At 35.1% G+C, this 25,613-nt stretch carries 21 protein-coding genes, 1 pseudogene and 1 riboswitch; of the genes and pseudogenes, 12 read left to right on the top strand and 10 right to left on the bottom strand.

Going from position 1 to position 25,613, the window contains the following annotated elements; all coding sequences use genetic code 11:
• The first annotated feature begins 286 nt into the window (after positions 1–286).
• From J3U36_RS03415 to glnE, 4 genes are all read left to right on the top strand, one after another.
• Complete coding sequence (locus J3U36_RS03415; RefSeq protein WP_267352456.1) at positions 287–919, top strand: glutathione S-transferase N-terminal domain-containing protein; 633 nt, start codon at positions 287–289, stop codon at positions 917–919.
• 47 nt (positions 920–966) lie between these two features.
• Complete coding sequence (locus tag J3U36_RS03410) at positions 967–1,377, top strand: ClpXP protease specificity-enhancing factor (RefSeq protein ID WP_267352457.1); 411 nt, start codon at positions 967–969, stop codon at positions 1,375–1,377.
• A gap of 153 nt (positions 1,378–1,530) precedes the next feature.
• Positions 1,531–2,475 (top strand): inorganic triphosphatase, encoded by a 945-nt coding sequence (locus tag J3U36_RS03405; protein WP_267380754.1) that lies wholly within the window; start codon positions 1,531–1,533, stop codon positions 2,473–2,475.
• A 1,133-nt stretch (positions 2,476–3,608) separates the two neighbouring features.
• Positions 3,609–6,437: a bifunctional [glutamate--ammonia ligase]-adenylyl-L-tyrosine phosphorylase/[glutamate--ammonia-ligase] adenylyltransferase gene (glnE, locus tag J3U36_RS03400; RefSeq protein ID WP_267380752.1), complete on the top strand. Its 2,829-nt coding sequence runs from the start codon at positions 3,609–3,611 to the stop codon at positions 6,435–6,437.
• A 169-nt stretch (positions 6,438–6,606) separates the two neighbouring features.
• Here glnE and ttcA read toward each other — a convergent pair whose 3' ends face one another.
• Both ttcA and yeiP read right to left on the bottom strand, forming a co-directional pair.
• Positions 6,607–7,503, bottom strand: a complete 897-nt coding sequence (gene ttcA / locus J3U36_RS03395; protein ID WP_267360163.1) for a tRNA 2-thiocytidine(32) synthetase TtcA — start codon at positions 7,501–7,503, stop codon at positions 6,607–6,609.
• Between the two features lie 14 nt (positions 7,504–7,517).
• Complete coding sequence (gene yeiP / locus J3U36_RS03390; protein WP_220216846.1) at positions 7,518–8,090, bottom strand: elongation factor P-like protein YeiP; 573 nt, start codon at positions 8,088–8,090, stop codon at positions 7,518–7,520.
• Positions 8,091–8,206: 116 nt separating this feature from the next.
• Between yeiP and J3U36_RS03385 the strand changes: the two genes are divergently transcribed.
• Positions 8,207–8,473 carry a YkgJ family cysteine cluster protein gene (locus tag J3U36_RS03385; protein WP_267380750.1) on the top strand — a complete coding sequence of 89 codons (267 nt, stop codon included), beginning with the start codon at positions 8,207–8,209 and terminating at the stop codon, positions 8,471–8,473.
• Positions 8,474–8,686: 213 nt separating this feature from the next.
• Positions 8,687–10,129, top strand: a complete 1,443-nt coding sequence (locus tag J3U36_RS03380; RefSeq protein ID WP_267360167.1) for an amino acid permease — start codon at positions 8,687–8,689, stop codon at positions 10,127–10,129.
• Positions 10,130–10,251: 122 nt separating this feature from the next.
• On the opposite strand, the gene infA is transcribed toward J3U36_RS03380, so the two are convergent.
• The 5 genes from infA to leuS all read right to left on the bottom strand — a co-directional run bounded on the left by infA (position 10,252) and on the right by leuS (position 15,474).
• Positions 10,252–10,470 carry a translation initiation factor IF-1 gene (gene infA, locus J3U36_RS03375; RefSeq protein ID WP_025315083.1) on the bottom strand — a complete coding sequence of 73 codons (219 nt, stop codon included), beginning with the start codon at positions 10,468–10,470 and terminating at the stop codon, positions 10,252–10,254.
• A 231-nt stretch (positions 10,471–10,701) separates the two neighbouring features.
• Positions 10,702–11,358 (bottom strand): nicotinate-nucleotide adenylyltransferase, encoded by a 657-nt coding sequence (gene nadD, locus J3U36_RS03370; protein ID WP_267380748.1) that lies wholly within the window; start codon positions 11,356–11,358, stop codon positions 10,702–10,704.
• Positions 11,352–12,356: a DNA polymerase III subunit delta gene (gene holA / locus J3U36_RS03365; protein ID WP_267380746.1), complete on the bottom strand. Its 1,005-nt coding sequence runs from the start codon at positions 12,354–12,356 to the stop codon at positions 11,352–11,354. Before holA ends, nadD begins: the two co-directional genes overlap by 7 nt.
• A 7-nt stretch (positions 12,357–12,363) precedes the next feature.
• A complete protein-coding gene (lptE, locus tag J3U36_RS03360) occupies positions 12,364–12,858 on the bottom strand; it encodes an LPS assembly lipoprotein LptE (protein ID WP_267352465.1) in 495 nt (164 codons plus the stop codon).
• 33 nt (positions 12,859–12,891) lie between these two features.
• Positions 12,892–15,474: a leucine--tRNA ligase gene (gene leuS, locus J3U36_RS03355; RefSeq protein ID WP_267380744.1), complete on the bottom strand. Its 2,583-nt coding sequence runs from the start codon at positions 15,472–15,474 to the stop codon at positions 12,892–12,894.
• Positions 15,475–15,702: 228 nt separating this feature from the next.
• Between leuS and J3U36_RS03350 the strand changes: the two genes are divergently transcribed.
• Together J3U36_RS03350 and J3U36_RS03345 are read left to right on the top strand one after the other, a co-directional pair.
• The gene (locus tag J3U36_RS03350) at positions 15,703–16,320 is read left to right on the top strand and encodes a hypothetical protein (RefSeq protein ID WP_267360175.1); all 618 of its coding nucleotides are present in this window, start codon (positions 15,703–15,705) and stop codon (positions 16,318–16,320) included.
• Between the two features lie 474 nt (positions 16,321–16,794).
• Positions 16,795–17,415 (top strand): hypothetical protein, encoded by a 621-nt coding sequence (locus J3U36_RS03345; RefSeq protein WP_065559308.1) that lies wholly within the window; start codon positions 16,795–16,797, stop codon positions 17,413–17,415.
• 177 nt (positions 17,416–17,592) lie between these two features.
• On the opposite strand, the pseudogene bamD reads toward J3U36_RS03345, so the two are convergent.
• A pseudogene (gene bamD / locus J3U36_RS03340) lies at positions 17,593–18,315 on the bottom strand (outer membrane protein assembly factor BamD); the annotation flags it as partial.
• Positions 18,316–18,404: 89 nt separating this feature from the next.
• Here bamD and rluD point away from each other — a divergent pair.
• Together rluD and pgeF are read left to right on the top strand one after the other, a co-directional pair.
• On the top strand, positions 18,405–19,379 hold the full coding sequence (gene rluD, locus J3U36_RS03335; protein ID WP_267380742.1) for a 23S rRNA pseudouridine(1911/1915/1917) synthase RluD: 975 nt from the start codon (positions 18,405–18,407) through the stop codon (positions 19,377–19,379).
• A 10-nt stretch (positions 19,380–19,389) separates the two neighbouring features.
• Positions 19,390–20,157: a peptidoglycan editing factor PgeF gene (gene pgeF / locus J3U36_RS03330; protein ID WP_411623332.1), complete on the top strand. Its 768-nt coding sequence runs from the start codon at positions 19,390–19,392 to the stop codon at positions 20,155–20,157.
• 354 nt (positions 20,158–20,511) lie between these two features.
• Here pgeF and J3U36_RS03325 read toward each other — a convergent pair whose 3' ends face one another.
• The gene (locus J3U36_RS03325; protein ID WP_267380740.1) at positions 20,512–21,126 is read right to left on the bottom strand and encodes a 7-carboxy-7-deazaguanine synthase QueE; all 615 of its coding nucleotides are present in this window, start codon (positions 21,124–21,126) and stop codon (positions 20,512–20,514) included.
• 2 nt (positions 21,127–21,128) lie between these two features.
• Positions 21,129–21,551 carry a 6-carboxytetrahydropterin synthase QueD gene (gene queD, locus J3U36_RS03320; protein ID WP_267380739.1) on the bottom strand — a complete coding sequence of 141 codons (423 nt, stop codon included), beginning with the start codon at positions 21,549–21,551 and terminating at the stop codon, positions 21,129–21,131.
• Between the two features lie 3 nt (positions 21,552–21,554).
• Positions 21,555–21,600: riboswitch (PreQ1 riboswitch) on the bottom strand.
• Positions 21,601–21,883: 283 nt separating this feature from the next.
• Between queD and clpB the strand changes: the two genes are divergently transcribed.
• Both clpB and J3U36_RS03310 read left to right on the top strand, forming a co-directional pair.
• Entirely contained in the window at positions 21,884–24,454 is a 2,571-nt protein-coding gene (gene clpB, locus J3U36_RS03315) for an ATP-dependent chaperone ClpB (protein WP_267352474.1), read from the top strand.
• A 343-nt stretch (positions 24,455–24,797) separates the two neighbouring features.
• On the top strand, positions 24,798–25,601 hold the full coding sequence (locus J3U36_RS03310) for a Cof-type HAD-IIB family hydrolase (protein WP_267380737.1): 804 nt from the start codon (positions 24,798–24,800) through the stop codon (positions 25,599–25,601).
• Positions 25,602–25,613 lie beyond the last annotated feature (12 nt).

The following is a 25,613-nucleotide window of genomic DNA, read 5'->3' as shown; positions in this document are numbered from 1 at the left end:
CAGCATTGTCTGGGTTTTTTTATGACTAAAATTTATCACACTTCCAATTACCAAAGTCTTTTTTTTCATTTCATCGGATTATTTAATTGTGAGCCAACTGTTATTGATAAATTGTATCGGTTTTAATTGACTTAAACATGGTAAATTGTCAAAGTTTTTCACAATTAAAACGATTATTTGAAGAAAGATGATAAGAAAATTAATTTTTTTTAACAATTTTGTTATCCAATTTGCTAGAATAGAAACTCTCTAAACCTATTTTAAATTTTGCATATTTGGAGTGAACATGGTTGTTGCTGTTAATAAACGTTCTGTAATGACATTATTTTGTGATACAACAGATATCTATGGTCATCAGATCCGATTTGTGTTGGCAGAAAAAGGTGTGACTGCTGAAATTGAGTTTGTAACTGCTGATAATTTACCTCAGGAGTTACTGGATCTTAATCCTTATGGTTCAATTCCAACGTTGATTGATCGCGATTTAACACTGTATGAGCCTCATATAGCGTTAGAATATCTCGATGAACGTTTCCCTCATCCACCATTAATGCCTGTTTATCCGATTGTGCGTGCTAATTCTCGATTAACGATGTATCGCATTAAAAGAGAATGGTACAGTGCTTATGAAACCATTATCGCCGATCCAAATAGTGATGCCGCTAAAGTCGCACGTAAAAATCTTCTTGATGATTTAGTCTCAATTTCTGTCATGTTTAAAGAAAAAGACTTTTTTATGAGTGATGATTTTACGCTATGCGATTGTTATTTCGCACCTCTACTATGGCGATTGCCAATACTTGGTATAGAATTACCTAAAGTTGCGGAAAAAAATTATTTAGCCTACATGGCAAGAATTTTTGAACGCCCAGCTTTTATCAGTTCATTAACTGAAGATGAGAGAAAAATTAGAGTATAATAATTTATCTGCTCTAATTTATTATGTGATTTTAGAAGGTAATCTAAATGGATCCAAACCAAATGACTGCTCGACGCCCTTACTTATTTAGGGCGTTTTATGATTGGATTGTTGATAATGAACTTACTCCTTATATCGTGGTAAATGCTTCGGTATTCGGTGTTCTTGTACCGCAAGAGTTTGTGAAAGATAATCAGATCGTGTTAAATATTGCGCCACATTCCGTTGCGCAATATATGGCAACAAATGAAAAAATTGAATTTAATGCGCGATTTTCGGGTGTGCCACAACATATTGTTGTGCCGATGTCAGCCGTAGAAGCCATTTATGCTCGTGAAAATGGCGTGGGCATGGGATTTGAAGACGAACCCGAATATAAACAGCAACGCGAAACCGATATTCAGCAATCTGATAAAACCGAGAAGAAATCAACAAACCCATTCCGAGTAGTGAAGTAATAATTTAACCTAAAACGTGATAATAAATTCAGTTGAACAGTTGGTTAACTATAGAAAGTGATGATCAACTGTTTATTCCCACCTAATAGTGTATATTTATTTCATTAATCGGGATATGATATAGCAAATTAAATCCTATTCCCGTTTAAATTCATGAGTAATGAAATTGAGTTAAAATTCCAGATAAATAATTGTGACATTGCTGATCTACAATCTTTTTTAAACCAATGGGCAAGTAGTGATGAGCTTGAGTTTTCGAGCTTATCGAACAATCAGCGTACATTTTCAACCTTATCTTTGTGTAACTGTTACTATGACACAGCGGATAATTATTTGCGAAATCATCATTGTGGATTAAGACTTAGAGTAACTGAAAGCAACGAAAGTAAACAGTACGAAATGACGTTAAAACGTGATAGTCATGCTATCGCCGGTTTGCATGAACGCGCTGAATATAATGTTGATTTAAGTTGTCCACAACTCGATTTATCTCTATTTCCTGTAGGCGTATTTCCTAACAATTGTGACATCGAAAAGTTGCAGCAAAATTTACAACCACTTTTTACTACTAACTTTACTCGTCAAGTGTGGTTAATCTCGTTTGCGAATAGCGAAATTGAAGTTGCTTTAGATTTAGGCAAAATAACCTCAAATGGTAAATTTAAACCAATACAAGAAGTTGAACTCGAAATAAAACAAGGCAATAAACAAGATTTGATTAACTTTGCGATTGAATTAAGTCGTTTTAACTTACATCTTTTTTCGCAGAGTAAGGCTTCAAGAGGTTACCGTTTATTATTAAATAAACCTGTTACTTCTGAAATCTTTTCTGCACAAATTGAACAAGATTTACCAAATTTACTCAACTTTTGGCAACAAAACGAAGAATATGCTTTAGAAAATAATGATTTCAGTTATTATAAACAGTTACTTATTCAAATAAACGAAGTATTAATAAACCTAAATCTTCAAATTGAGCCAGATTTTGAGCAGTGGCAAATGGCGATACAACGTATTGACTCAATTATAAAGTTTGCTTGTAGCGAGGCAAACACAAAACTCAAACTTAGGTTAATTTCTGAAATAAATGGAATATAGGTATAACAATGAAATTGAACAAGACTTTTTTTAAATTACCACTATTATTAGTTTTATTTTATTGGTTATTTAATATTTTATATATCATAGTCTATGTTACTGGATTTAATGATTATCCTTTACTGTCAGATATGACAAATAATCAATTTATTCGGTATGTAACTAGGCAAGTCGTAATCAACTTCTTCTTCCAAATACCTTGTTCGATTGTTTTATTTGTTGTTTCCATCGTATTATTTAATAAATACTCCATTCATCAAGTCAATTCGAGAAATATTATTAATACTTTACTTGTTGCTATTTTATTTGCCTCAATGGAGGTTGCAGGACGATCGCTTTTCTACAGTGATATCTTTTTATGGGTTAGATCTAAACTTAATTATTCAAATTCTGTTATCTCTTCTTCGTCTCTAACTTATGAATTGATTAATTTTGTTAACATATTAATTAGTTATATTTTTATAACACTGTGGACTTATCTTAGTATCAAATTGTTTAATAAAAATTTTATTCGCAGCAATGACGTATTAACTCAATCTGAAAGTCAGCGGTTACATTTTGGGTTATTTATTTCGCTTTATAATTGTTATTTTAGCACGTTGTTATTTCCTCTAATTTTTTTCGGTTATTATCACAGTTTAACAAGTTCAATTATTAATCTAACAATTTTAGTTCTATTTTTATTCATGACTAATTTGATAGGCTATTTTTTGTTGAGAAAATGTTTTACAGGCGTAACAGAAATTTTAAACCTGAAAAAGCTTATATTTAGTTCGTTATGTATATTTATTTTCAATTGTATCTTGGTTGCAATAATTTTTTGGGTATCTGTTTTTCTGTATGAATATTTACAAGCATTCTATAGATTCTCCAATAACTTTTTATTGTGTTATACATGGATAACGATAGCAATGGTGTTTATTTTAAGTTCGATACTGGTTAGAATTATGACTAAACTGTTATTTGATTCAAAAAATAAAATTAATATCACGCCATAATACAAGTTGTTATAGATGTATTGGTGAAAATGAATTTTAACGTAATACTCAGATTATGTTTTCGGTTATAGTAAATGGCGTTGATGCAATGATCTAACAAATCAAACCCGATAATACCTTGTGTGAGACAGAAAAATGCCCCAATCTAATCTTTTTAAAGATCAAAAGCAAAGCGTTATCAATCAGCTTCAACATTGCGATCCAGTACTGGTACAAGCAAACCTTGATATTTTAGTGCAAAGTAATTTTCTTGTTGAGGCATTTTCTCGTTTTCCACATTGGCTTGCTGATTTTGTACAAAACCCACCACTGGCAGATGAAAGACAATATTATCAATCTTGGTTGAATGAACAGTTAGTTTCAGTCATAGATGAAGCCTCGTTAATGAAAATATTAAGGCAATTTCGCCATAAAATGCTAATTCGCTTAGCATGGTCTCAATTAATAAAGGCAAGTAGTGATGAACAGATTTTGTTACAACTCAGTGAATTGGCAGAAATAATTGTTGTAAGGGCTCGTGATTGGCTCTATACATTAAGTTGTCAAGAATGGGGAACGCCAAGCAATATGCAAGGTAAACCCCAACCGTTATTGATTTTAGGTATGGGTAAATTGGGTGGTGGCGAGCTAAACTTTTCGTCTGATATTGATTTGATTTTCACTTATCCAGAACATGGACAGACACAAGGCGGACGTCGAGAATTAGATAATGCTGTTTTTTTTACGCGTTTAGGACAACGTTTAATTAAAACGCTTGATCAGATTACTGAAGATGGATTTGTTTACCGTGTTGATATGCGTTTACGCCCTTTAGGGGATGGTGGTCCATTGGTTCTTAGCTTTTCTTCTATGGAAGATTATTATCAAGAACAAGGTCGAGATTGGGAACGTTATGCAATGGTGAAAGCAAAGGTATTAGGTGATCAGCATGATACTTATACCCAAGAACTCTATCAAATGCTTAAACCTTTTATTTATCGCCGTTATATCGATTTTAGTGTTTTACAATCACTGCGAAACATGAAAAGTATGATTGAACGTGAAGTCCGTCGTCGTGGCTTAAAAAACAATATTAAACTTGGCGCTGGCGGCATTCGGGAAATTGAGTTTATCGTTCAAGTTTTTCAACTTATTCGAGGTGGTCGAGTGGTTGGATTGCAAACACGTTCGTTATTAAGTGCTTTGCAGGTTATTGAACAAGAATCATTACTGAAACTCAATGAAGTGATTTTACTTCGAGAAAATTATCTTTTTTTACGTCGTTGTGAAAACCTTTTACAAGCGATTAATGATGAGCAAACCCAAACTTTGCCAGACAATGAACTAGATCAAATGCGTTTAGCAACCAGTATGGGATTTAATAATTGGGAAAACTTTGAACAAGACTTGGCAAAAAGAATGTTGATCAACCGTGAAATATTCAATGAATTAATCGGTGATGAACAGTCCGAATCCACCCAGTCTAAACAATATAATGATAAGTTTGATGATTTATGGGTACCAGACTTAGAATTAAGTGATGTCAAAGCGGTGTTACCTAACTATTGTGATCAAACGGCAAATCAGCTTTGTCAATTGTTGTTACAATTTCGCAATGATATTGGTAAACGGACAATAGGTGTGCGTGGGCGAGAAATCCTTGATCAACTTATGCCGAGATTATTAGAAATACTCTGCAATGAAAAAAATGCCTTAATTGTGTTAGCAAGAATTTTTCCTTTGTTAGTCAATATTGTTAGCCGTACCACCTATTTAGAATTATTACTTGAATATCCTACCGCATTGAAGCAGTTAATTCGGTTGTGTAGTGCTTCCCCGATGATTAGTGATCAGTTGGCACATTATCCGATCTTGTTAGATGAACTGATCGATATTCATTCACTTTATCAAACGGTTGCCCCTAACGAATATAAAAGTGAACTTTACCAATATTTGCTTCGCATTCAAGTTGATGATGAAGAACAACAACTTGAAGCGCTCCGCCAGTTCAAGCAGATGCAGTTATTGCATATCGCTGCTGCTGATGTGGCGCATGTTTTAACCACCATGAAAGTCAGTGATCATTTAACGTTTGTGGCCGAAGCTCTCCTTGATTTTGTTGTTCAAATGGCATGGAATCAAATGATAGCTCGATATGGCAAGCCAGAACATCTTACTGATGATCATAAAGGTTTAGTGGTTATTGCTTATGGTAAATTGGGCGGTTGGGAGCTGGGTTATGGGTCGGATTTAGATTTAGTTTTTTTACATGACTGCCCTGTTAACAGTATGACTACGGGTGAAAAACAGATAGATAGTCGTCAATTCTATCTTCGCTTAGTTCAGCGTATAATCCATTTATTCAATGTACGTACCAGTTTTGGTATTTTGTATGAAGTTGACATTCGTTTACGTCCGCAAGGGGAAGCGGGTTTATTAGCTTGTAGTTTAGCTGCTTTTGAGGACTATCAAATGCATGAAGCATGGACTTGGGAGCATCAAGCATTAGTCCGCGCCAGAGCCATTTATGGCGAAGTTGAACTTATTGAGCATTTTAAACAAATCCGACATAAAGTACTTTGTAAAGTACGTGATGAACATCAATTAAAAACCGAAGTTAGAGAAATGCGTGAAAAAATGCGTACTCATTTGGGGTCAACTCAACTAGATTTATTTAATTTAAAAATTGATCAGGGTGGAATAGGGGATATTGAATTTTTATCACAGTATCTTGTGCTTAATTACGCACATCATTATCCTAAAATGACAACTTGGAGCGATAATGTTCGGATATTAGAATTAGCCGCTAATTATCAGATTATGGAACAGGATGAAGCCCAAAAGCTCACTCAAGCTTATATAGATATGCGTAACGAAATTCATCAATTATCATTACAACTATTACCCAGCACGGTTGATAACTCCTGTTTTGTTGAGGAAAAACAAATCGTCAATCAGAGTTGGTCTAAATGGTTAATAAATTGAAAAAATATTAATGTTGATAATCAATTTAAACTTTATCGATAGAATAATCGATTGAATGTTATCAGTGAGTTAACGCTATTAAAATTGACGAAAAAATGATGTTTTAGATTTGTTATCCCACTAAATTGTTGAGTGGGATAATTTTACAAAATAGCGATAATATAAAGATTTATTTAACTTCTTTCCATAAGATCATGTCTTGATCTTCAAGGTCGGATGCATCAAATCCAATCGGTTGGGGCATATCTTCGTGATCAAATGCTATATCTCCTCCATCAATTACGTGATCCCCCTTTTTAATTCCTTTGAAATCAAAAAGTGAAGTATCACAAAGATGCGATAAGGTGATATTTTGGGTTGCACGGAACATGGTTTCAATGCGTCCGGGATATTTTTTATCCCATTCATTAAGCATCTCTTTAATCACTTGACGTTGTAAATTGGGCTGTGAACCACAAAGGTTACAAGGAATAATTGGGAATTGCTTAATTTCAGCATATTTTGCAATGTCTTTTTCTTTGCAATACGCAAGCGGACGAATAATGATATGTTCACCTGAATCATTCATTAATTTGGGTGGCATTGCTTTTAGTTTACCGCCGTAGAACATATTTAAAAACAAGGTTTCTAAAATATCGTCACGATGATGACCTAGAGCAATTTTCGTGGCGCCCAGTTCGGTTGCGGTGCGATATAAAATTCCACGGCGCAGACGTGAACAAAGCGAACAAGTTGTTTTACCTTCTGGTATTTTTTCTTTAACAATACCATAGGTATTTTCTTGAACTATTTTATATTCAATGCCTAATGACTCAAGGTATTGCGGTAATACATGCTCAGGAAATCCAGGTTGCTTTTGATCTAAATTAACGGCAATAAGATCAAAATTAATAGGCGCACTGATCTTTAAATTTAATAAAATATCAAGCAAGGTATAACTATCTTTACCGCCTGATAAACAGACCATAATACGATCGCCTTCTTCGATCATATTAAAATCAGCGATCGCTTCACCAGTAAGGCGACGCAATCGTTTATGGAGTTTGTTTTGATTATAGGTTTTCATGACAAATTAATACGTTATTCTGATCGTCCCATATAACGACGTTCGGCGATATGAATTTTGACCTTTTCATTGTTATCAATATATTCTGGAACTTGAATAACAAGTCCTGTTGATAATGTGGCTGGTTTAGTACGAGCACTTGCTGATGCCCCTTTGATACTTGGTGAGGTCTCAATAATTTCTAGATCAACCGTTTGTGGTAATTCCAATGCAACGACTTCGCCATCAGCCATGAGTACTTGAATGCCGTTCATGCCACCTTCTGGAATAAAAAGAAGTTCTTCTTCAATTTGTGCTTTTTTGAAAATAAATGGCGTATAGTCTTCATTGTCCATAAAGACATATTCATCACCATCGATATAGGAAAAGCTGACTGGACGTCGAAAAAGTTCAATGGTTTCGATAATATCGTCACCTTTAAATCGCTCTTCAACTTTACCGCCTGTCTTGACATCGGTAAAACGCATTTTATAGAGTGTACTTGCACCACGGGCACTTGGACTTTGAACATCAATGTCTTTAACCAGTAATAATTTGCCATTATAAGTGACGGCATCGCCACGTTTTATTTCATTTGCTTTTGCCATAATAGTTTCTTTGTAAGGTTTTAAAATTGAATTTAAAATTTAGCTCGCTATTTTACCGCTATCTTGCTATTGTCACCATCAAAATTTATCGATGTTCCTTAAATTAAAGGAATCTTATGACAGAATTGGTTAAATGTCGTCAAAATTGTGGGGCCTGCTGTATTGCACCTTCGATTTCGTCCATTATTCCCGGAATGCCCAATGGCAAGCCTGCCGGTGTGCCCTGTATCCATTTAGATAGTCGTTTTCAATGTCAACTCTTTGGACAATCCTCCAGACCAAAGGTTTGTTGTCGATTAAAGCCGTGTATGGAAATGTGTGGCAGTAATCGTGAACAAGCTTTAGATTATTTAACTCAATTAGAACAGGTCACTAGCGCCTGAATATTGCTAATATTTAACAAACTTGCGCTATTATTAGAATTATTTATCTCGTGTTGTTTTTTTTTTGATACACTTCACCGCATTTCATTATTTAATGATAAATATACACAATAATTAAGATAAATAGTGTTTTCTATCAATTTGTTAAAATATCCGATTGGAAACTGAAGTTTTCTTAATTACCTTTACTCTCTTTAAAAGAAGATTTTTGTTATGAAAAATAAATTAAAACGGGATTTAAAGGCTCGCCATTTAGCCATGATTGCAATCGGTGGTTCAATTGGGACAGGGCTTTTTGTTGCATCCGGTGCGACAGTTGCACAGGCAGGGCCTGGCGGTGCTTTGCTTTCCTATGCCATTATTGGTGTAATGGTGTACTTTTTAATGACCAGCCTTGGTGAACTTGCAGCATATTTACCTGTATCTGGGACATTTGCGACTTATGGCGCGCGTTATGTTGACGAGGCGTTCGGATTTGCGATTGGTTGGAATTATTGGTACAACTGGGCAATTACCGTCGCGGTCGATCTGGTTGCTGCGCAGTTGGTGATTTCGTATTGGTTTGATGCCGGAGCGTATAGTTGGCTTTGGAGTTTGCTATTCTTAAGCATTATCTTCTGTTTAAATTATATTTCTGTCAAAGGTTTTGGCGAAGCTGAGTTCTGGTTCTCATTAATTAAAGTTGTAACTGTTATCATTTTTATTGCAGTTGGCTTATTAATGATTGTCGGTATTTTACGTGGGAGTGAAAGCACTGGTTGGCAAAATTGGACTGTTGGTGATGCGCCTTTTGTTGGTGGCTTTTCTTCGATGATTGGTGTTGCTATGGTGGTTGGTTTTTCATTCCAAGGCACAGAACTCATTGGTATTGCAGCCGGCGAATCAAAAGATCCTGAAAAAAATATTCCTAAAGCCATGAAACAAGTTTTTTGGCGTATTTTACTATTTTATATTTTTGCAATTTTAGTCATCAGTTTAATTATTCCTTATACCGATCCTAATTTACTTCGTAATGAGGAGACCGACATTAGTGTCAGCCCATTTACATTAGTATTCCAACATGCGGGCTTATTATCGGCAGCAGCAATAATGAATGCGGTTATTTTAACGTCAGTCTTATCCGCAGGTAATTCTGGTCTATATGCCTCGACACGTATGCTATATGCCTTAGCAAAAGAAGGAAAAGCACCTAAAATCTTTTCAAGATTATCTTCAACGGGGGTGCCTCGATTTGCATTATTAGCCACAACATTTGTTGCTATGTTATGTTTTTTAACATCAATGTATAAAGATCAAGAAGTTTATTTATGGCTTCTTAATATGTCGGGGATGACCGGATTTATTGCTTGGCTTGGGATTGCGATTAGTCATTATCGATTCAGAAAAGGATATATGGCTCAAGGTTTTGATGTGAATAAATTACCTTATCGTTCAAGTTGTTTCCCTTTTGGCCCTATATTTGCTTTTGTACTTTGTCTCACCATCACCCTTGGGCAAAACTATGAAGCATTTTTACAAGATACCATTGATTGGAATGGTGTAATAGCGACTTATGTCGGTATCCCGTTATTCTTTATTATTTATTTGGGTTATAAGATTGTGAAGAAAACTAAATGGGTGAAATACGAAGATATGGATTTTTCTCAAACGGATTAGTTTGAGAAAGTTGGTTAAAATTTTCTCTTCCGTCGACATTTATGTCGACGGAATTTTATTAAAAAAGAGAAAAATAACCAATAAGGTTAATTAATTTTTAAATAACAAGTTTGATAACGATATTAGCGACTACGGAAGATGATACGTGCTTTAGAAAGATCGTAAGGCGTCATTTCAACAGTAACTTTATCGCCAGTTAAAATACGAATATAGTTTTTTCGCATTTTGCCAGAAATATGTGCAGTAACGACATGACCATTTTCAAGTTCAACACGAAACATCGTGTTAGGAAGAGTATCAAGTATGGTACCTTGCATTTCAATGTTATCTTCTTTTGCCATTGGGGCCTCTTAATAATAAAAACAAATTAACTATACACAACTCGTTTATGATATCCCTTTTATTTTTGAGGGAAAGAAAAGTCAACTTTGGATGCTTTTCTTAAATGACTAGTTCAGTATTTTATCATAAGATAAAATGATAGTGTGTATAAACATAAAAAAGCTCAACTTACAACATATAAGTATCGCCGCAAAATAATGCCGAAAAAACTCCCAGAAGTAAAGTCATTTCTAAATTTTCTTTGTCTGGTAAAGACCTTGTTGGTGGATATATTGCCAAACTTTTAGTGGTAATAGACCTTCACAACTTTGTTGATTCTTAATTTTTTGCCTGATTTGCGTTGCTGAAATATTTTCTAAAGGCGTATCAGAAAAATAGATACATCCTTGAGCAGAATCATGCAAATTTTTTATATTAGTCGTACGATTTTTATCAATCCATTGTTGAAATTCAACATTATCAGTTCTTGCGGCATAATTTGGTCGCTGACAAATAATCAAATGGCAATAATCGAGTAATGATTGCCATTTATACCAACTGGGCAAATTCAGTAATGAATCTTGCCCCATAATGAATGCAAGTGATGCGGTTTTCCCGTTTTCATGACGCCATTGCTTTAAAGTATCGATGGTATAAGAAGGTCGATTTACAGTGCTAGGAACAATTTCACAGGTGTCAACGGTAAACAAAGGTAAATCTTCAATGGCTAATGCTAACATTGCCAGACGCTGTTGTGTGGTTGCTTCTGGTTGCGCTTTATGTGGTGGTATTTTATTGGGTAATAAAACTATCTGTGTCAAACCCACTTCTTGCGCTAATGAAATTGCAGTGCGTAGATGACCATAATGAATAGGATCGAACGTGCCACCAAATAAAGCGGTTAGCATTGATTTAATCCCATAAATTGCATCATCAAACTGGTCAAATTGTCCCAAATTTGCAATTGGCTATCATGCTTTAAACCGATCTCAATATCGGTCAATTTTGCCAAAGTGGTAAATAAATTTTTGATATCACAACGCGTTAAATAGGCGGTATATAAAGCTCTTTTGTTTTGCCATATTTTATATTCATCAAACGTTTGTTTAAGCGATTTTTTTTCTGAAGATTTTTTTAAATTAATAAGTAGAATTAGCTCTCGTTGAAAAATTCGCATTAAAATCAGTGGTTCCAAATCATTCATTTTTAGTTGGTGTAATATATGTGTTGCACGTTTAGATTTATTGGCAACCATGGCATCAATCCAATGATAAGGCGTAAATACAGCCGAATCATTAATGTTATTTTCAACTTGATCATAACTAATGGTATGATTTGGATATAGTAATTTTAATTGTTCAATAATTTGTGTTAATGCGAGTAAATTACCTTCATAATAATAACAAAGTAGTTCAATCGCTTGTGGTTCGATGCTTATTTGTCTGTGCTGAAGATGACTTTTTATCCAATGAGGTAATTGTAAGGTATCGGGCGTGACGCAATTAACGACAACAAGTTTATCGTTTAACGCTTTATACCATGTTGCGTTTTCCTGGGTTTTAGTGATTTTGTTTAAACTGATTATTAGCGCAATTTCAGGGGTTAAAACGTCACTTAGTGTATTAAGCTTTGTTATTAAGGCTGTATTTAATGCATTATCACCAAAATCAAGAAAGATAAGCGTGTTATTCGAAAATAGATTTAATGCCTGACAACTGTCATAAATTGCTGACCAATCGGTTTGATTGTCTATCGTATATGTCAGTTGCTCATCGAATCCTTTCTGTTTAAAAGTATGACGCAATCGAGTTTGTGCATAATGTTGCAGATAGGGATCACTTCCTACTAATAAATAATAGGGTGATCCTAGGTGATTAGTAATTTGATCAGCATTGATTTTAATCATAACATCGTTATTTTTTGGCATCTACAGATTTTAATTTACCTATAATCTGTTTTGCTGCTTGCCTATACATTTCGTCTTCGATTAAATTTTGCTCTGCTGTTTTGGATAATGGCGTTGACGGATTATCAAAGAATGTACGGAATATCCGTACATTAATTGGATATATTTGCTTACCATTGATTACGGCTTGAGCATGGACGGTTAAAACTAATTGATATTCAGCAGCTTTACCGTCTTGATAAATCGATATGGTATTACGATCAATATTTTCATTGGTGATATTCAGTGTCGGATATTTGCCTGAAGCATCATCATTGACTAGTGTGATATGATTATCATGCAAGAGTTCTTTAACATATCTTGATAATTTACCGTAAGGATCATAACTTACGTAAGACATGGTTTTAAATCGTGCAGGTATCTCTGTTTCATTTTGCAAATGAAATCCACACCCTGTCAGTGATATTGCCATTAGCATGATTAAGACGATATATTTTTTCATAAGTATTACCACCAATTTTCGTTATTAACAATATTAACCAACAACCAAATTCAATAATTTACCTGGTACATAAATGACTTTACGAATAGTCACATCTGCCAAATATTTTTGTATATTAGGTTCTTGTTTAGCTTGTTCTACAACAAAATCTTGCTCAGCATTAGCAGGTACAGTGAATTTGCCCCGTACTTTACCATTAATTTGTACTACGATGAGTTTTTCATCTTCAATCATCGCTGATTCATCAGCAATCGGCCATGTTGCATCATCGATTGATTCACTATGTCCTAATGCTTGCCACATAATAAAACAGACATGCGGAATCATTGGATAAAGTAAACGAACAATCGCGTTTAAAGCTTCGTTCATTAATGCATAATCTTGATCGTTTTCTAAAGGTGCTTTTTGTAGACGATTCATAAACTCCATGACAGCAGCAATTGCCGTATTAAATGTTTGTCGACGTCCAATATCATCACTGACTTTGGCAATGGTTTTATGAAGTTCACGACGCAATGTTTTTTGTTCAGCATTCAATTGTGTCACATCTAATTTGACACTTTTACCTTGCTGTGCATATTCATACACTAAACGCCAAACGCGTTTAATAAAACGGTTAGCCCCTTCAACACCTGATTCTTGCCATTCAAGCGTCATATCAGCAGGCGAGGCAAACATCATAAATAATCGAACTGTGTCAGCACCATATTTTTCAACCATTTCCTGTGGATCGATGCCGTTATTTTTCGATTTCGACATTTTAGTCATACCTGCATGCACAAGTTCATTGCCTTTGCTGTCGATTGCTTTACAAATGCGACCTTTTTCATCACGTTCAATGGTGACTTCGGTCGGTGATACCCAAATGCGTTCGTTTGTTGGACTGGTATAATAAAATGCATCAGCAAGTACCATACCTTGACAAAGTAATCGTTTAGCTGGTTCATCAGAACTGACTAAGCCAAAATCACGCATTAATTTATGGAAGAATCTAAAATAAAGTAAATGCATAATGGCATGTTCAATACCACCAACGTACTGATCGACAGGTAACCAGTAATTCGCTGCTTTTTCATCTAACATGCCCTTGTCATAGTGCGGACAAGTATAACGTGCGTAATACCATGATGATTCCATAAAGGTATCAAAGGTATCGGTTTCTCGTAATGCCGCTTGACCATTAACAGTCGTTTTTGCCCAATTTGGATCGGCTTTAATTGGACTGGTTATTCCATTCATTTCGACGTCTTCAGGTAAAATAACCGGTAATTGGTCTTCTGGTGTCGGAATGGTGGTTCCATCTTCAAGGGTGACCATTGGAATCGGTGCGCCCCAATAACGTTGACGGGAAACACCCCAATCACGCAAGCGATAATTAACTTTACGCTCACCAATACCCAATGCAGTCAATTTGTCGGCGATCGCATTGAATGCTTGCTCAAAATTAAGTCCATCAAATTCACCCGAGTTAAATAGCTTACCATGTTCAGTATAAGCATTTTCAGACAGGTCAGGAGCTTGCCCATCTTGATTTAAGATAACTGGTTTAATTGGCAGATTATATTTTGATGCAAACTCATAATCTCGCTCATCATGTCCCGGTACTGCCATCACAGCACCAGTGCCATATTCAATTAAGACAAAGTTGGCAATCCATACCGGCACTTTATTACCCGTTAACGGGTGAATAGCATAAAATCCAGTAGCGATGCCTTTTTTCTCCATTGTTGCCATATCGGCTTCTGCCGTTTTGGTATTTTTGCATTCTGCAATAAATTCAGCAATTTTCGGATTATTTTTCGCTGCTAATTGTGCTAGTGGGTGCTCAGCGGCAACTGAGACAAAACTTACGCCCATTAAGGTATCAGGGCGGGTTGTATAAACACGCAATTTATCATTGTAGTTTTCTACAGCAAAATCAAATTCGACCCCTTCAGAACGACCAATCCAGTTTCGTTGCATTGTTTTAACTTGTTCTGGCCAATCTTCAAGCGTATCTAAATCATTGAGTAGCTCTTCGGCATAGTCAGTAATTTTGATAAACCACTGTGGGATCTCTTTACGCTCGACGGGGGTATTACAGCGCCAACAGCAACCTTCAACGACTTGTTCGTTCGCCAGTACAGTTTGATCGTTAGGGCACCAGTTAACTGCTGAAGTCTTTTTGTAAACTAAACCTTTTTCATAAAGTTTAGTAAAAAACCATTGTTCCCATTTGTAGTATTCTGGTCGGCAAGTGGTGACTTCACGATCCCAATCATAACCAAAACCTAATAATTGTAATTGCTTTTTCATGTAAGCAATATTTTCGTAAGTCCATTTTGCTGGTGCGGTATTGTTTTTTACTGCCGCCCCCTCAGCGGGTAAACCGAAAGCATCCCAACCTATTGGTTGTAATACATTTTTACCATTTAGACGTTGATAACGTGAGATCGTATCACCGATTGTATAATTACGGACATGACCAAGATGCAAACGACCTGAAGGATAAGGAAGCATTGACAAGCAGTAATACTTCTCTTTAGATGCATCTTCAGTAACGTGAAATGTTTTGTTCTCTAGCCAATGTTGTTGAACTTTGGCTTCAATCTCATCTGGGCGATATTGTTCTTGCATGACGAATTAATGTCCTATCTATTATTGCTAATAAAAAATAATTTGCTAATTGTATTGGTTATTGGCACGTTTTACAAACGATATATGAAACAAGGAGAATGATTTGATACCAATATTTATATGAATTAAAATCAATAAAGTTAACAATATAAAAAGAAATAAATCTTTGCTTCTCAATATATTTAAAAAAACTTAAGATATATTTCTAAAAAATATAAGGAATAGCTTATGGAAAATCGTACATTTGGATTTCGTTGTTTCACTCGTCGCTCATTTATTGTTTTAGTTATATCAGTTATTAGCTTTGCTTCATTTGTCGCAGGTTATCTCATTTTTTTATTTACCTCTGATGCTGTCATGCCTTTGATCCCCAAACAATATTTTATGGAGATTCTTTTTGGTGGAATCCTTGTGTTGAGCTTACTTTCTGGCGTTTTGTTTGCTATAAGTATTGTGAGTTTATTCCGTAAAAAAATGACGTTTAATGTCAATTCATATTCGATTAATATTGATGACCATAAAAAATTGAATCAAATGTTTCAATGGTCAGCATTACAAAAAGTAATAATGTTTAAAGTCGAAAACGCTGTTTGGATTAATCAGACACTTATCCTGGAATTTGACAATGAGCGTATTAATATGCAGATAGTAAAGGGAAGAATTCCACTATTATCCAAAAAAGATATCGATCAATTTTTTGAATTTACACAATATCTTCATGAACAAGTTCTCAAACCAGATTTTACATTATTCTCGGTGGATAAAACTTTATCATCTAAAACAGCTGAATTTCTAGTGGATGTTTCACATGATTTAGAATATCGTTACCTTTATATCAGAAAGTAGCTAATGCGCATATGTTGTTTATAAATTAGTGATAAAACAATGGCTATTGAATGGTTAAATAGCCATCAACTGTTTTGATAAACGTTAACTGCCTTTTAATTGGTCAATATATTAACCACCATTAAACACACTTAAGATACGAGAAAGAATGATTTTTCTCTTCAACCGGTATATTTTCGAAATTGGTTTAAATAAGTTCATCGACTTTTGGGGCTTCAATCTCATCTAGGCAATATTGTTCTTACGTGATGAATATATGTCCTATCTATTATTGCTAATAAAAAATAATTTGGTAACTCTATTGGCACGTTTTATAAACGATGTAAGAAACAAGAAGAATGATTTGATACCAATATTTATATGAATTAAACACAATAAAGTTAACAATATAAATAAAAAGAAATAAATCTTTTCTTCTCAAAGTATTTAAAAAAAACTTAAGATATATTTCTAAAAAAATATAAGGAATAGCTTATGGAAAATCGTACATTTGAATTTCGTTGTTTTACTCAGCGCTCATTTAAAAATTTAATGATACTCATTTGTTGCTTTGGTGTTTTAGTCCTTGGTTGTCTCATGTATTTATTTTTCTCTGATGCGATCATGCCGATGATTCCCAACCGGTACTTTGAGGTCATTTTTATTGTTGGACTGCTTGTTCCTGAATTATTTTCTATCTTTCTGTTTGCTATATGTATTGCTCGCTTGTTTCGTAAAAAAATGACGATTAATGTCAATTCATATTCGATTAGTATTGATGACCATAAAACATTGAATCAAACGTTTCAATGGTCAGCATTAAAAACAGTAATAATGTATAAAAGTACCGTAGTGCTATATCAAACGATTATTTTGGAGTTTAACAATAAGCTTATTAATATGATGATGGCAAAAAGTATATATTTATCCAAAAAAGATATTGATCAATTTCTTCAATTTATACAATATGTCGAAGAACAAATTATAAAGCCAGATTTTACATTATCCTCATCGGATACAACTTTATCAACTAAACTTACCCAAGAACTAACAAAAGCATTAACAAATATAAATGATGATCATGGAGTATACCGTTATTTATATGTCAGAAGGTAACGAGGCAATGTTTCTTGATGATAAAATACTAATATGGCTATTTAAACAATTAAATAGCCATACTCGATTTTATACAAATTTGGATATGAAGTGATTAATGGTTAATTAGCCGCCATTAAAGACGCTAGTAAACCGTGAAAAGAATGACTTTTGTTGCTCTTTGGGTATGTTTTCAAGATTAGCTTGAATAAGTTTATCAACATTTTCGACTTCTGCCGTTAACCCTAATTCTTGATAAGCATTGCGCATTAACAATAGAGCAGATTTTGTTGAATCTGTATCGGGAAATAGGGATAGCATTTGTGTCACACGATTAATGACAGCGACATACGCCCCACGTTTGGTGTAAAATTCAGCCACTTTTAACTGATATCGTGCTATTCTATTTTTTAAAAAAACTAAGCGTTTTTGTGCATCAGCGGCATAATAACTTGATGGAAAACTGGAAACGAGGTAGGAAAAATCTTTAAAAGCCGTGATCGCATATTGGGAATCGCGATCTGAACGATCAACATTGAACCAACCCTGAATCATATTGTCATCTTGAGCCATATTAGATAGGCCGCGCATATATATCACCCAATCAACATTTGGATGAGTCGGATTCAATTTTAAAAAACGGTCTATTAAGGCTACAGCTAGTGGTAAATCTGCAGTTTTGTAATATGCATAAATTAAATCAAGTTGAACTTGTTGAGAATAGGGACCAAAAGGGTAACTTTTATCCAATGCTTCTAAAACAGTAATACTTGATTTTAAATTACCACTATTAAGTGCATCTTGTGCTTTACTATGGAGTTCAACCTCTGATACATTTTCAACATCAGGCTTTGTTGATGTACAACCAATAAGCACACCACTTAATGCGATAGCCAATAACGAGTGTAAGCGTAATTTCATTCAGTTTCCAATCCAAAAAATAAACAATAACCGTTATGATTAGTATATAATACTCTAAAACATATCAGCTTAAAATAGATAAATTACATATGCAAGAATTAAAATTATCAAATCAAATTGAGTCAACTCAACTTGGGATGCGTTTAGACCAAGCATTATCAGAACTTTTCCCCGATTATTCTCGCTCAAGAATTAAAGACTGGATTATCAATAATAAAGTATTAGTAAACGATGTGATAGTTAATAAACCCAAAGAGAAAGTATTGGGTGGTGAAAAAATTATTATTCATGCTGAGATTGAAGAAGAGACTTATCATCAACCAGAAGATATTAAATTAGATATTGTTTATGAAGATGATGATATTTTAGTGATAAATAAACCACAAGATTTAGTTGTTCACCCAGGTGCAGGTAATCCAAATGGCACAGTATTAAATGCGTTATTACATTACTGTCCTGAAATTGCTCGCGTTCCACGTGCAGGTATTGTTCATCGGTTGGATAAAGACACGACCGGTTTGATGGTCGTTGCTAAAACTATCGTTGCCCAAACGCATTTAGTCGAATCGCTACAATTAAGAGAAATAACCCGTGAGTATGAAGCGGTAGCTATGGGTATTATTACGGCGGGAGGAACGATAGATCAGCCGATTACCAGACACCCTACCAAACGAACTCATATGGCTGTGTTTCCGACAGGAAAACCTGCTGTAACACATTATCGTGTTTTAGAAAAATATCGATTGCATACAAGATTGCGTTTACGATTAGAAACTGGACGAACACACCAAATTCGAGTACATTTAGCACATATTGCTCATCCTTTGGTCGGTGATCCTCTTTATGGCGGACGTCCAAGACCACCAAAAGGGGCCAGCGAAACACTTATTAACACATTACGAGAATTTGATAGGCAAGCATTACATGCAACTATGTTAAGGTTATATCATCCAGTAACGGGTGAGCAAATGGAATGGCATGCGCCTATACCAGAAGATATGCAAAGACTAGTTGAAGCATTACAAGAAGATACAGAATTATATAAACATGAGCTGGATTGGTGAAAGAAAAATGATTAAATCGATTTATCCTTACTGGTTTGCGCCGAAAAATGTTCGAGCGTTGACCACAACACGAATGGGCGGTGTCAGTATGCCGCCATTTGAAAGTTTAAATATGGGAGGGCGTACCGGTGATAATATAAATGATGTTGCAGAAAACCGAAAACGCTTAATTACCGCTGAACAAATACCCAGCGAACCTTATTGGCTTAATCAAACTCATAGTACTGTCGCCCTTGATATTTCACAAATAAAATTACAACCCCCCACTGGAATCGTTAATAATAAACAAATATTTGAAGCTGACGCGGCTTATACTCATCAAGCAAAGCAAGTGTGTGTTGTGTTAACAGCCGATTGCATGCCTTTATTATTTTGCTCTTCGAAAGGCGATGAGGTCGCGGCAGCGCATGCGGGTTGGCGAGGATTGTGCAATGGAATTTTAGAAGAAACCGTTAAAAAATTCTCCTGTAAACCATCCGAAATTATGGTTTGGATGGGACCAGCCATAAGTGCCAAAAAATATGAAGTAGGGGAAGAAATAAAAAAACAATTTGAGGCCATCGATCCAGAAGCAAAAAGTGCATTTAAATTAATCAATATACCAGAGCAAAAATATTTGGCCGATCTCTACTTAATTGCCAAACAACGTTTGAATTCAACAGGTGTAAATAAAATATTTGGTGGTGATTATTGTACTTATACAGAACAAGATAAATTCTTTTCTTATCGACGAGAAAACCGAACAGGAAGAATGGCATCAATGATTTGGTTTGAGTGATATTTAAAAAAATGGTGCAAACATTCTCAGATTAGCTGGCAAATAAAGAAATCAATCATGACGTTCCTCAGTTATTCTATTTTGGTGACTAAAAATTATAAAACTTCTCTTCTGCCAGCTAAATAATCATTCTTACGTGTTTAACTTAGTGAAGTTAAGTTAATTTTCATTAAAAATTTATCTTTCATGTTTTGAGCAAGTTAATCTTGGCTAATAGTATGCAAAATTCAAACATGTTATTCTTATTTTCGTAACAAAAACTTTATTAAATTATTAAGTTATATAACCATCACAATCGTTCAGGGCAAAATTATGAGCCGTTAACGGTAAACAGATGTGCTTTTTCGTGATTAATTATTCAATATTAGCAAATTTATGCGTTTGGATGTTCAGTAACCATTTATTTTCAATACGATTTTGATTAATTTGTCCAAGTAATATGATTGTGTCATGCATGTTAAACTCGCCATTTCTTTCACAAGGCGATAAGTAATAGCGTTTAGCTTGAATATTTTGTTCTATATATTGGCAAAACGAAATGAAGTCAGGATGATTTTCAGCAACGATTCTCACTTCATTAGCAATTGACTGAACTATTTTTTGATAACGTGATTGATAGCAAAACTTAGGACTGAGAGCAATATAGTCAATTAAAGCGTCGACTTTGCCTAAACCATTACTTTCAATAGCAATAAAATAACCCGCTTGCTTAAGGGGTAAGAGTAATTTAGATAGATCTTTAACTAAGGTTGGCTCGCCACCCGTAATAATGATATTTTTGCTTTTATACTGTTTCACTTTGTCGAGAAGTTGATCTAATGTGAAACGGGTATATTGGCGAAAATTGGTATCACACCAACAACAATTTAGATTACAACCTGCCAAGCGAATAAAAATGGCGGGCATACCGGTATTATAACCTTCGCCTTGCAGTGATTCGAAGATTTCAACAATACGAAACTCAAGCATAGTTAACCCCGTTGATACTCGCAGTAAGAGCTTGGGGTTTCCCACAGTTTAATCTTGGATATGGGTAAATAGTTCGATAAACAATCAAAAATGTATTGACTCATTCCTTCAGCGGTTGTGCGACACGGAAAAGCAAATGTTTTTCGATCCATTTCTTGCAATAAGGTAGCAATACGGCATTCATTAACATTATTTTGGTGGTAAAGATAAGCATGATCGAGCGGATCAATAATATGTTTTTTTACAATGGATTTGAGATCAGCGTAATCCATTACCATATCTTCGCTGGAACCCTTATTAATGAGTTCACCACTAATTTCGACGACTAATCGGTAAGTATGACCATGCAGGTTATGACATTTTTTGTTATGCCCGTCTAACATGTGACAAGCATCAAATTGGAACTCTTTGGCAATTTTGAACATTTTACATTCCTAGTTTTTTTTCGTGGGATGGATCACGAACCACGGTTAGTTAACCTAACAGAAGAAAGCGGTTAATATAATAGATATCAAGTTATTTGTCACCTTTCAATGATTATCTGAAACTAGATATTCTATTTAGGATGCGATTGTAAATATATTTAAATTTATCATTTTTAGGTCTAAAATGTTTCACGTTAGTCAGTTTTTATTATCTGTAAAAAAATTCTTGACAAACTCTTGAAATTTTTCCTTCCACACTCATTTAGTCATTATGCAAATGGAATAAGTGTTTAATCATTTATGCCAAATTTATTGCTAAGGAGATAGATAATATGAGGTTAGATAAACTCACAAACAAATTTCAACAAGCTTTAGCTGATGCGCAGTCTTTAGCATTAGGTAAAGATAATCAGTATATAGAGCCTATCCATGTACTCTCAGCAATGCTTAATCAAGAAGGCAGTAGTGTTAATCCATTATTGGCAGCTGCTGGGGCAAATAATGCCATTTTACAACAAGAATTAAATCAATCCATTGACCGATTACCTCAAGTGCAGGGTGTCGGTGGCGAAGTTATCCCTTCTCAAGATTTAATTAAAGTTTTAAATTTATGCGATAAATTATCTCAAAAAAATGGAGATAGTTATATCTCTTCAGAGCTATTTATATTAGCTGCATTAGACGAAAAAGGGAGCCTTGGCGATATCCTAAAAAAATCGGGTGTCACTAAAGATAAATTTCTTCAAGCAGTCAATCAATTAAGAGGAAGCGACAACGTGAATGATCCAAATGCAGAAGATCAACGTGGTGCGTTGAAAAAATACACTATTGATTTAACACAGCGTGCAGAACAAGGTAAACTCGATCCAGTTATTGGGCGTGATGAAGAGATTCGCCGTACGATACAAGTGTTACAACGTCGTACCAAAAATAACCCTGTGTTAATTGGTGAACCGGGTGTGGGTAAAACTGCGATTGTTGAAGGATTAGCACAACGTATTGTGAATCGTGAAGTCCCCGAAGGATTACGTAATAAACGTGTCTTATCCTTGGATATGGGCGCCTTAATTGCTGGTGCTAAATATCGTGGTGAGTTCGAAGAGCGTTTGAAAGCTGTTCTTAAAGATATCGCTAAAGAAGAAGGTCGTATTATTCTGTTTATCGACGAAATTCACACTATGGTCGGTGCAGGTAAAGGCGATGGTGCTATGGATGCCGGAAACATGTTAAAACCAGCATTAGCTCGTGGTGAATTACACTGCGTTGGGGCAACAACACTTGACGAATATCGTCAATATATTGAAAAAGATCCTGCATTGGAACGTCGTTTTCAAAAAGTTTATGTGGCTGAACCGACTGTTGAAGACACCATTGCCATTTTGCGTGGTTTGAAAGAGCGTTATGAATTGCATCATCATGTTCAAATTACCGATCCAGCCATTGTGGCTGCGGCAACCTTATCGCATCGTTATATTTCAGATCGTATGTTGCCAGATAAAGCTATTGACTTGATTGACGAAGCTGCATCGAGTATTCGTATGCAAATGGATTCTAAGCCAGAATCATTAGATCGTCTTGAAAGACGTATCATTCAACTTAAACTTGAGCAACAAGCGCTTAAAAAAGAGTCGGATGATGCCAGTAAAAAACGACTTGAGATGTTAAATAATGAACTTGCTGAAAAAGAAAAGGATTATGCGTCACTTGAAGAAGAGTGGAAATCAGAGAAAGCTGCACTTTCGGGCACTCAGAATATCAAAGCAGAGTTGGAAAAAGCTCGCACTGAGATAGAACAAGCTCGTCGAGCAGGGGATTTAAACAAGATGTCGGAATTGCAATATGGCAAAATTCCGGAACTTGAAAAGAAACTCGCAACAGCTACGCAATTAGAAGGTAAAACCATGAAATTATTGCGTAACAAAGTGACCGATAACGAGATTGCCGAAGTATTATCGAAAGCGACGGGTATTCCTGTTTCGAGAATGCTTGAAAGCGAAAAAGATAAATTATTACACATGGAAGACGCTTTACATAAACGTGTTATTGGGCAAGATGAAGCTGTTGTCGCTGTAGCAAATGCTATTCGTCGTAGCCGTGCTGGTCTTTCTGATCCGAATAAACCGATTGGGTCTTTCTTATTCTTAGGTCCAACAGGTGTGGGTAAAACCGAACTTTGTAAAGCATTGGCAAACTTTATGTTTGATAGTGAAGATGCAATGGTACGGATTGATATGTCTGAATTTATGGAAAAACATTCCGTTGCTCGCTTAATTGGTGCGCCTCCTGGTTATGTTGGTTATGAAGAGGGCGGATATTTAACCGAAGCCGTACGACGTCGACCTTATTCAGTAATTTTACTGGATGAAGTGGAAAAAGCGCATCCGGATGTCTTTAATATTTTATTACAAGTCTTAGATGATGGTCGCTTAACTGACGGACAAGGTCGTACAGTGGATTTCCGCAATACGGTTATCATCATGACATCTAACTTGGGTTCTGATTTAATTCAAGGACAAGTTGAGCTTAGTTATGACGAAATGAAAGCATTAGTTATGACCGTGGTAACTAAACATTTTAGACCAGAATTTATCAACCGTATTGATGAAACGGTGGTCTTCCATCCACTGGGTCAAGAAAACATCAAAGCGATTGCTAGAATTCAATTGGCACATGTTGAAAAACGCTTAGATGAACGAGGTTATGAAATGGATATTTCTGATGCAGCGTTAGAACATCTTGCCAAAGTTGGTTTCGATCCAATTTATGGTGCAAGACCGTTAAAACGCGCTATTCAACAAGAAATTGAAAACCCATTAGCACAACAAATATTGTCCGGTAAATTAGTACCAGGTAAAACCATTCATTTGGATTTAGTGGGTGATAATATCGAAGCTAAACAGTAATCAACAAATAAACCGACCTTAATGGTCGGTTTTTTTTTATTATACCGATCCGTCACTTTAACAGTGTATATTGCGGTAAATAAGTCATCGTCAATTTTAGATCTCTCAATAATCAATCGATCCATTCTCGTTTTAACTCATTTGCACTAATAATAAGTTTAAAATATTAATAATATTGAGTATTTCCTAATTGAAAAACATTAATAGAATTTAAATGACTTCATTTTTTTGTGATCATGATCTCATCCTAAACGATTACAACATTGCTTAATCGAGCATAAAGCATCATAATCAATCATATCTTGATTGATTAAATAAAATTGCAATGAAAAAGGATAATAAAATGATTAAATTGATTATAAGTGATCTAGATGGGACATTTTTAAATAGCCAAGGTGATTATGACCGTCAGCTATTTTCGCAAGTGTATGCGCTTATGGCTGAGCAAGAAATTCATTTTGTCGCTTGTACCGGGAAACAATGTGAACGGGTTGAAGAGCTATTTGGTGATTACAGCGACAAAATCTGGATAGTCGGTGATAGCGCAACGACCATAAAACATAAGGGTGAATTTATTTATCGTTCATTCATACCTAACGAATTAGGACAGCGCATAATAAAAACCTTGGAACAAGTTAGTAAAGAGCACGTTATCATTGCTTGTACTGCTCAAGGAGCCGTCATCAAAGCCCATTTACCTGAACGATTAAAAGCTAAAGTCCGAGGTTCATATGCAACAATAATTGAAGTGGATGATCTGACTCATATCGCTGATGACTTTATCAAAATCACTGTATATGATGAAAAAGGACAATGTTTACAAACTCGACAGCATTTAACCCCTTTTGAAAATCAAGCTTATATTGTGGTATCTGAAGCTACATGGATTGATATCACTCAGCATGATGTTCATAAAGGGAATACTATCAAAAAATTACAACAGCTACTTAAGGTAAGTTATCATGAAACCATGGCATTTGGTGACGGTTACAACGACATAGAATTACTTGAACAAGCGGAGTACAGTTTTGCAATGCGTAATGCATTTGAAGAAACCAAAGCTGTCGCTAAATTTATCACCGGTTTCAATGATGATAGTGCGGTACTGAATACGATAAAGCAACTAATTGAATTGCAAAGCAAATGATGGCATGCTCAG

The sequence above is a fragment of the Gilliamella sp. B3817 genome, assembly GCF_026536705.1.
GTDB classification, from domain to species: Bacteria; Pseudomonadota; Gammaproteobacteria; order Enterobacterales; family Orbaceae; genus Gilliamella; species Gilliamella apicola_I.
This window is presented reverse-complemented; position numbering and strand designations above follow the sequence as displayed.

Coding starts and splice junctions, on each gene's coding strand:
- J3U36_RS03415 (WP_267352456.1), top strand. CDS start 287: ATGGTTGTTGCTGTTAATAAACGTTCTGTAATGACATTATTTTGTGAT.
- J3U36_RS03410 (WP_267352457.1), top strand. CDS start 967: ATGGATCCAAACCAAATGACTGCTCGACGCCCTTACTTATTTAGGGCG.
- J3U36_RS03405 (WP_267380754.1), top strand. CDS start 1,531: ATGAGTAATGAAATTGAGTTAAAATTCCAGATAAATAATTGTGACATT.
- glnE (WP_267380752.1), top strand. CDS start 3,609: ATGCCCCAATCTAATCTTTTTAAAGATCAAAAGCAAAGCGTTATCAAT.
- ttcA (WP_267360163.1), bottom strand. CDS start 7,503: ATGAAAACCTATAATCAAAACAAACTCCATAAACGATTGCGTCGCCTT.
- yeiP (WP_220216846.1), bottom strand. CDS start 8,090: ATGGCAAAAGCAAATGAAATAAAACGTGGCGATGCCGTCACTTATAAT.
- J3U36_RS03385 (WP_267380750.1), top strand. CDS start 8,207: ATGACAGAATTGGTTAAATGTCGTCAAAATTGTGGGGCCTGCTGTATT.
- J3U36_RS03380 (WP_267360167.1), top strand. CDS start 8,687: ATGAAAAATAAATTAAAACGGGATTTAAAGGCTCGCCATTTAGCCATG.
- infA (WP_025315083.1), bottom strand. CDS start 10,470: ATGGCAAAAGAAGATAACATTGAAATGCAAGGTACCATACTTGATACT.
- nadD (WP_267380748.1), bottom strand. CDS start 11,358: ATGCTAACCGCTTTATTTGGTGGCACGTTCGATCCTATTCATTATGGT.
- holA (WP_267380746.1), bottom strand. CDS start 12,356: ATGATTAAAATCAATGCTGATCAAATTACTAATCACCTAGGATCACCC.
- lptE (WP_267352465.1), bottom strand. CDS start 12,858: ATGAAAAAATATATCGTCTTAATCATGCTAATGGCAATATCACTGACA.
- leuS (WP_267380744.1), bottom strand. CDS start 15,474: ATGCAAGAACAATATCGCCCAGATGAGATTGAAGCCAAAGTTCAACAA.
- J3U36_RS03350 (WP_267360175.1), top strand. CDS start 15,703: ATGGAAAATCGTACATTTGGATTTCGTTGTTTCACTCGTCGCTCATTT.
- J3U36_RS03345 (WP_065559308.1), top strand. CDS start 16,795: ATGGAAAATCGTACATTTGAATTTCGTTGTTTTACTCAGCGCTCATTT.
- rluD (WP_267380742.1), top strand. CDS start 18,405: ATGCAAGAATTAAAATTATCAAATCAAATTGAGTCAACTCAACTTGGG.
- J3U36_RS03325 (WP_267380740.1), bottom strand. CDS start 21,126: ATGCTTGAGTTTCGTATTGTTGAAATCTTCGAATCACTGCAAGGCGAA.
- queD (WP_267380739.1), bottom strand. CDS start 21,551: ATGTTCAAAATTGCCAAAGAGTTCCAATTTGATGCTTGTCACATGTTA.
- clpB (WP_267352474.1), top strand. CDS start 21,884: ATGAGGTTAGATAAACTCACAAACAAATTTCAACAAGCTTTAGCTGAT.
- J3U36_RS03310 (WP_267380737.1), top strand. CDS start 24,798: ATGATTAAATTGATTATAAGTGATCTAGATGGGACATTTTTAAATAGC.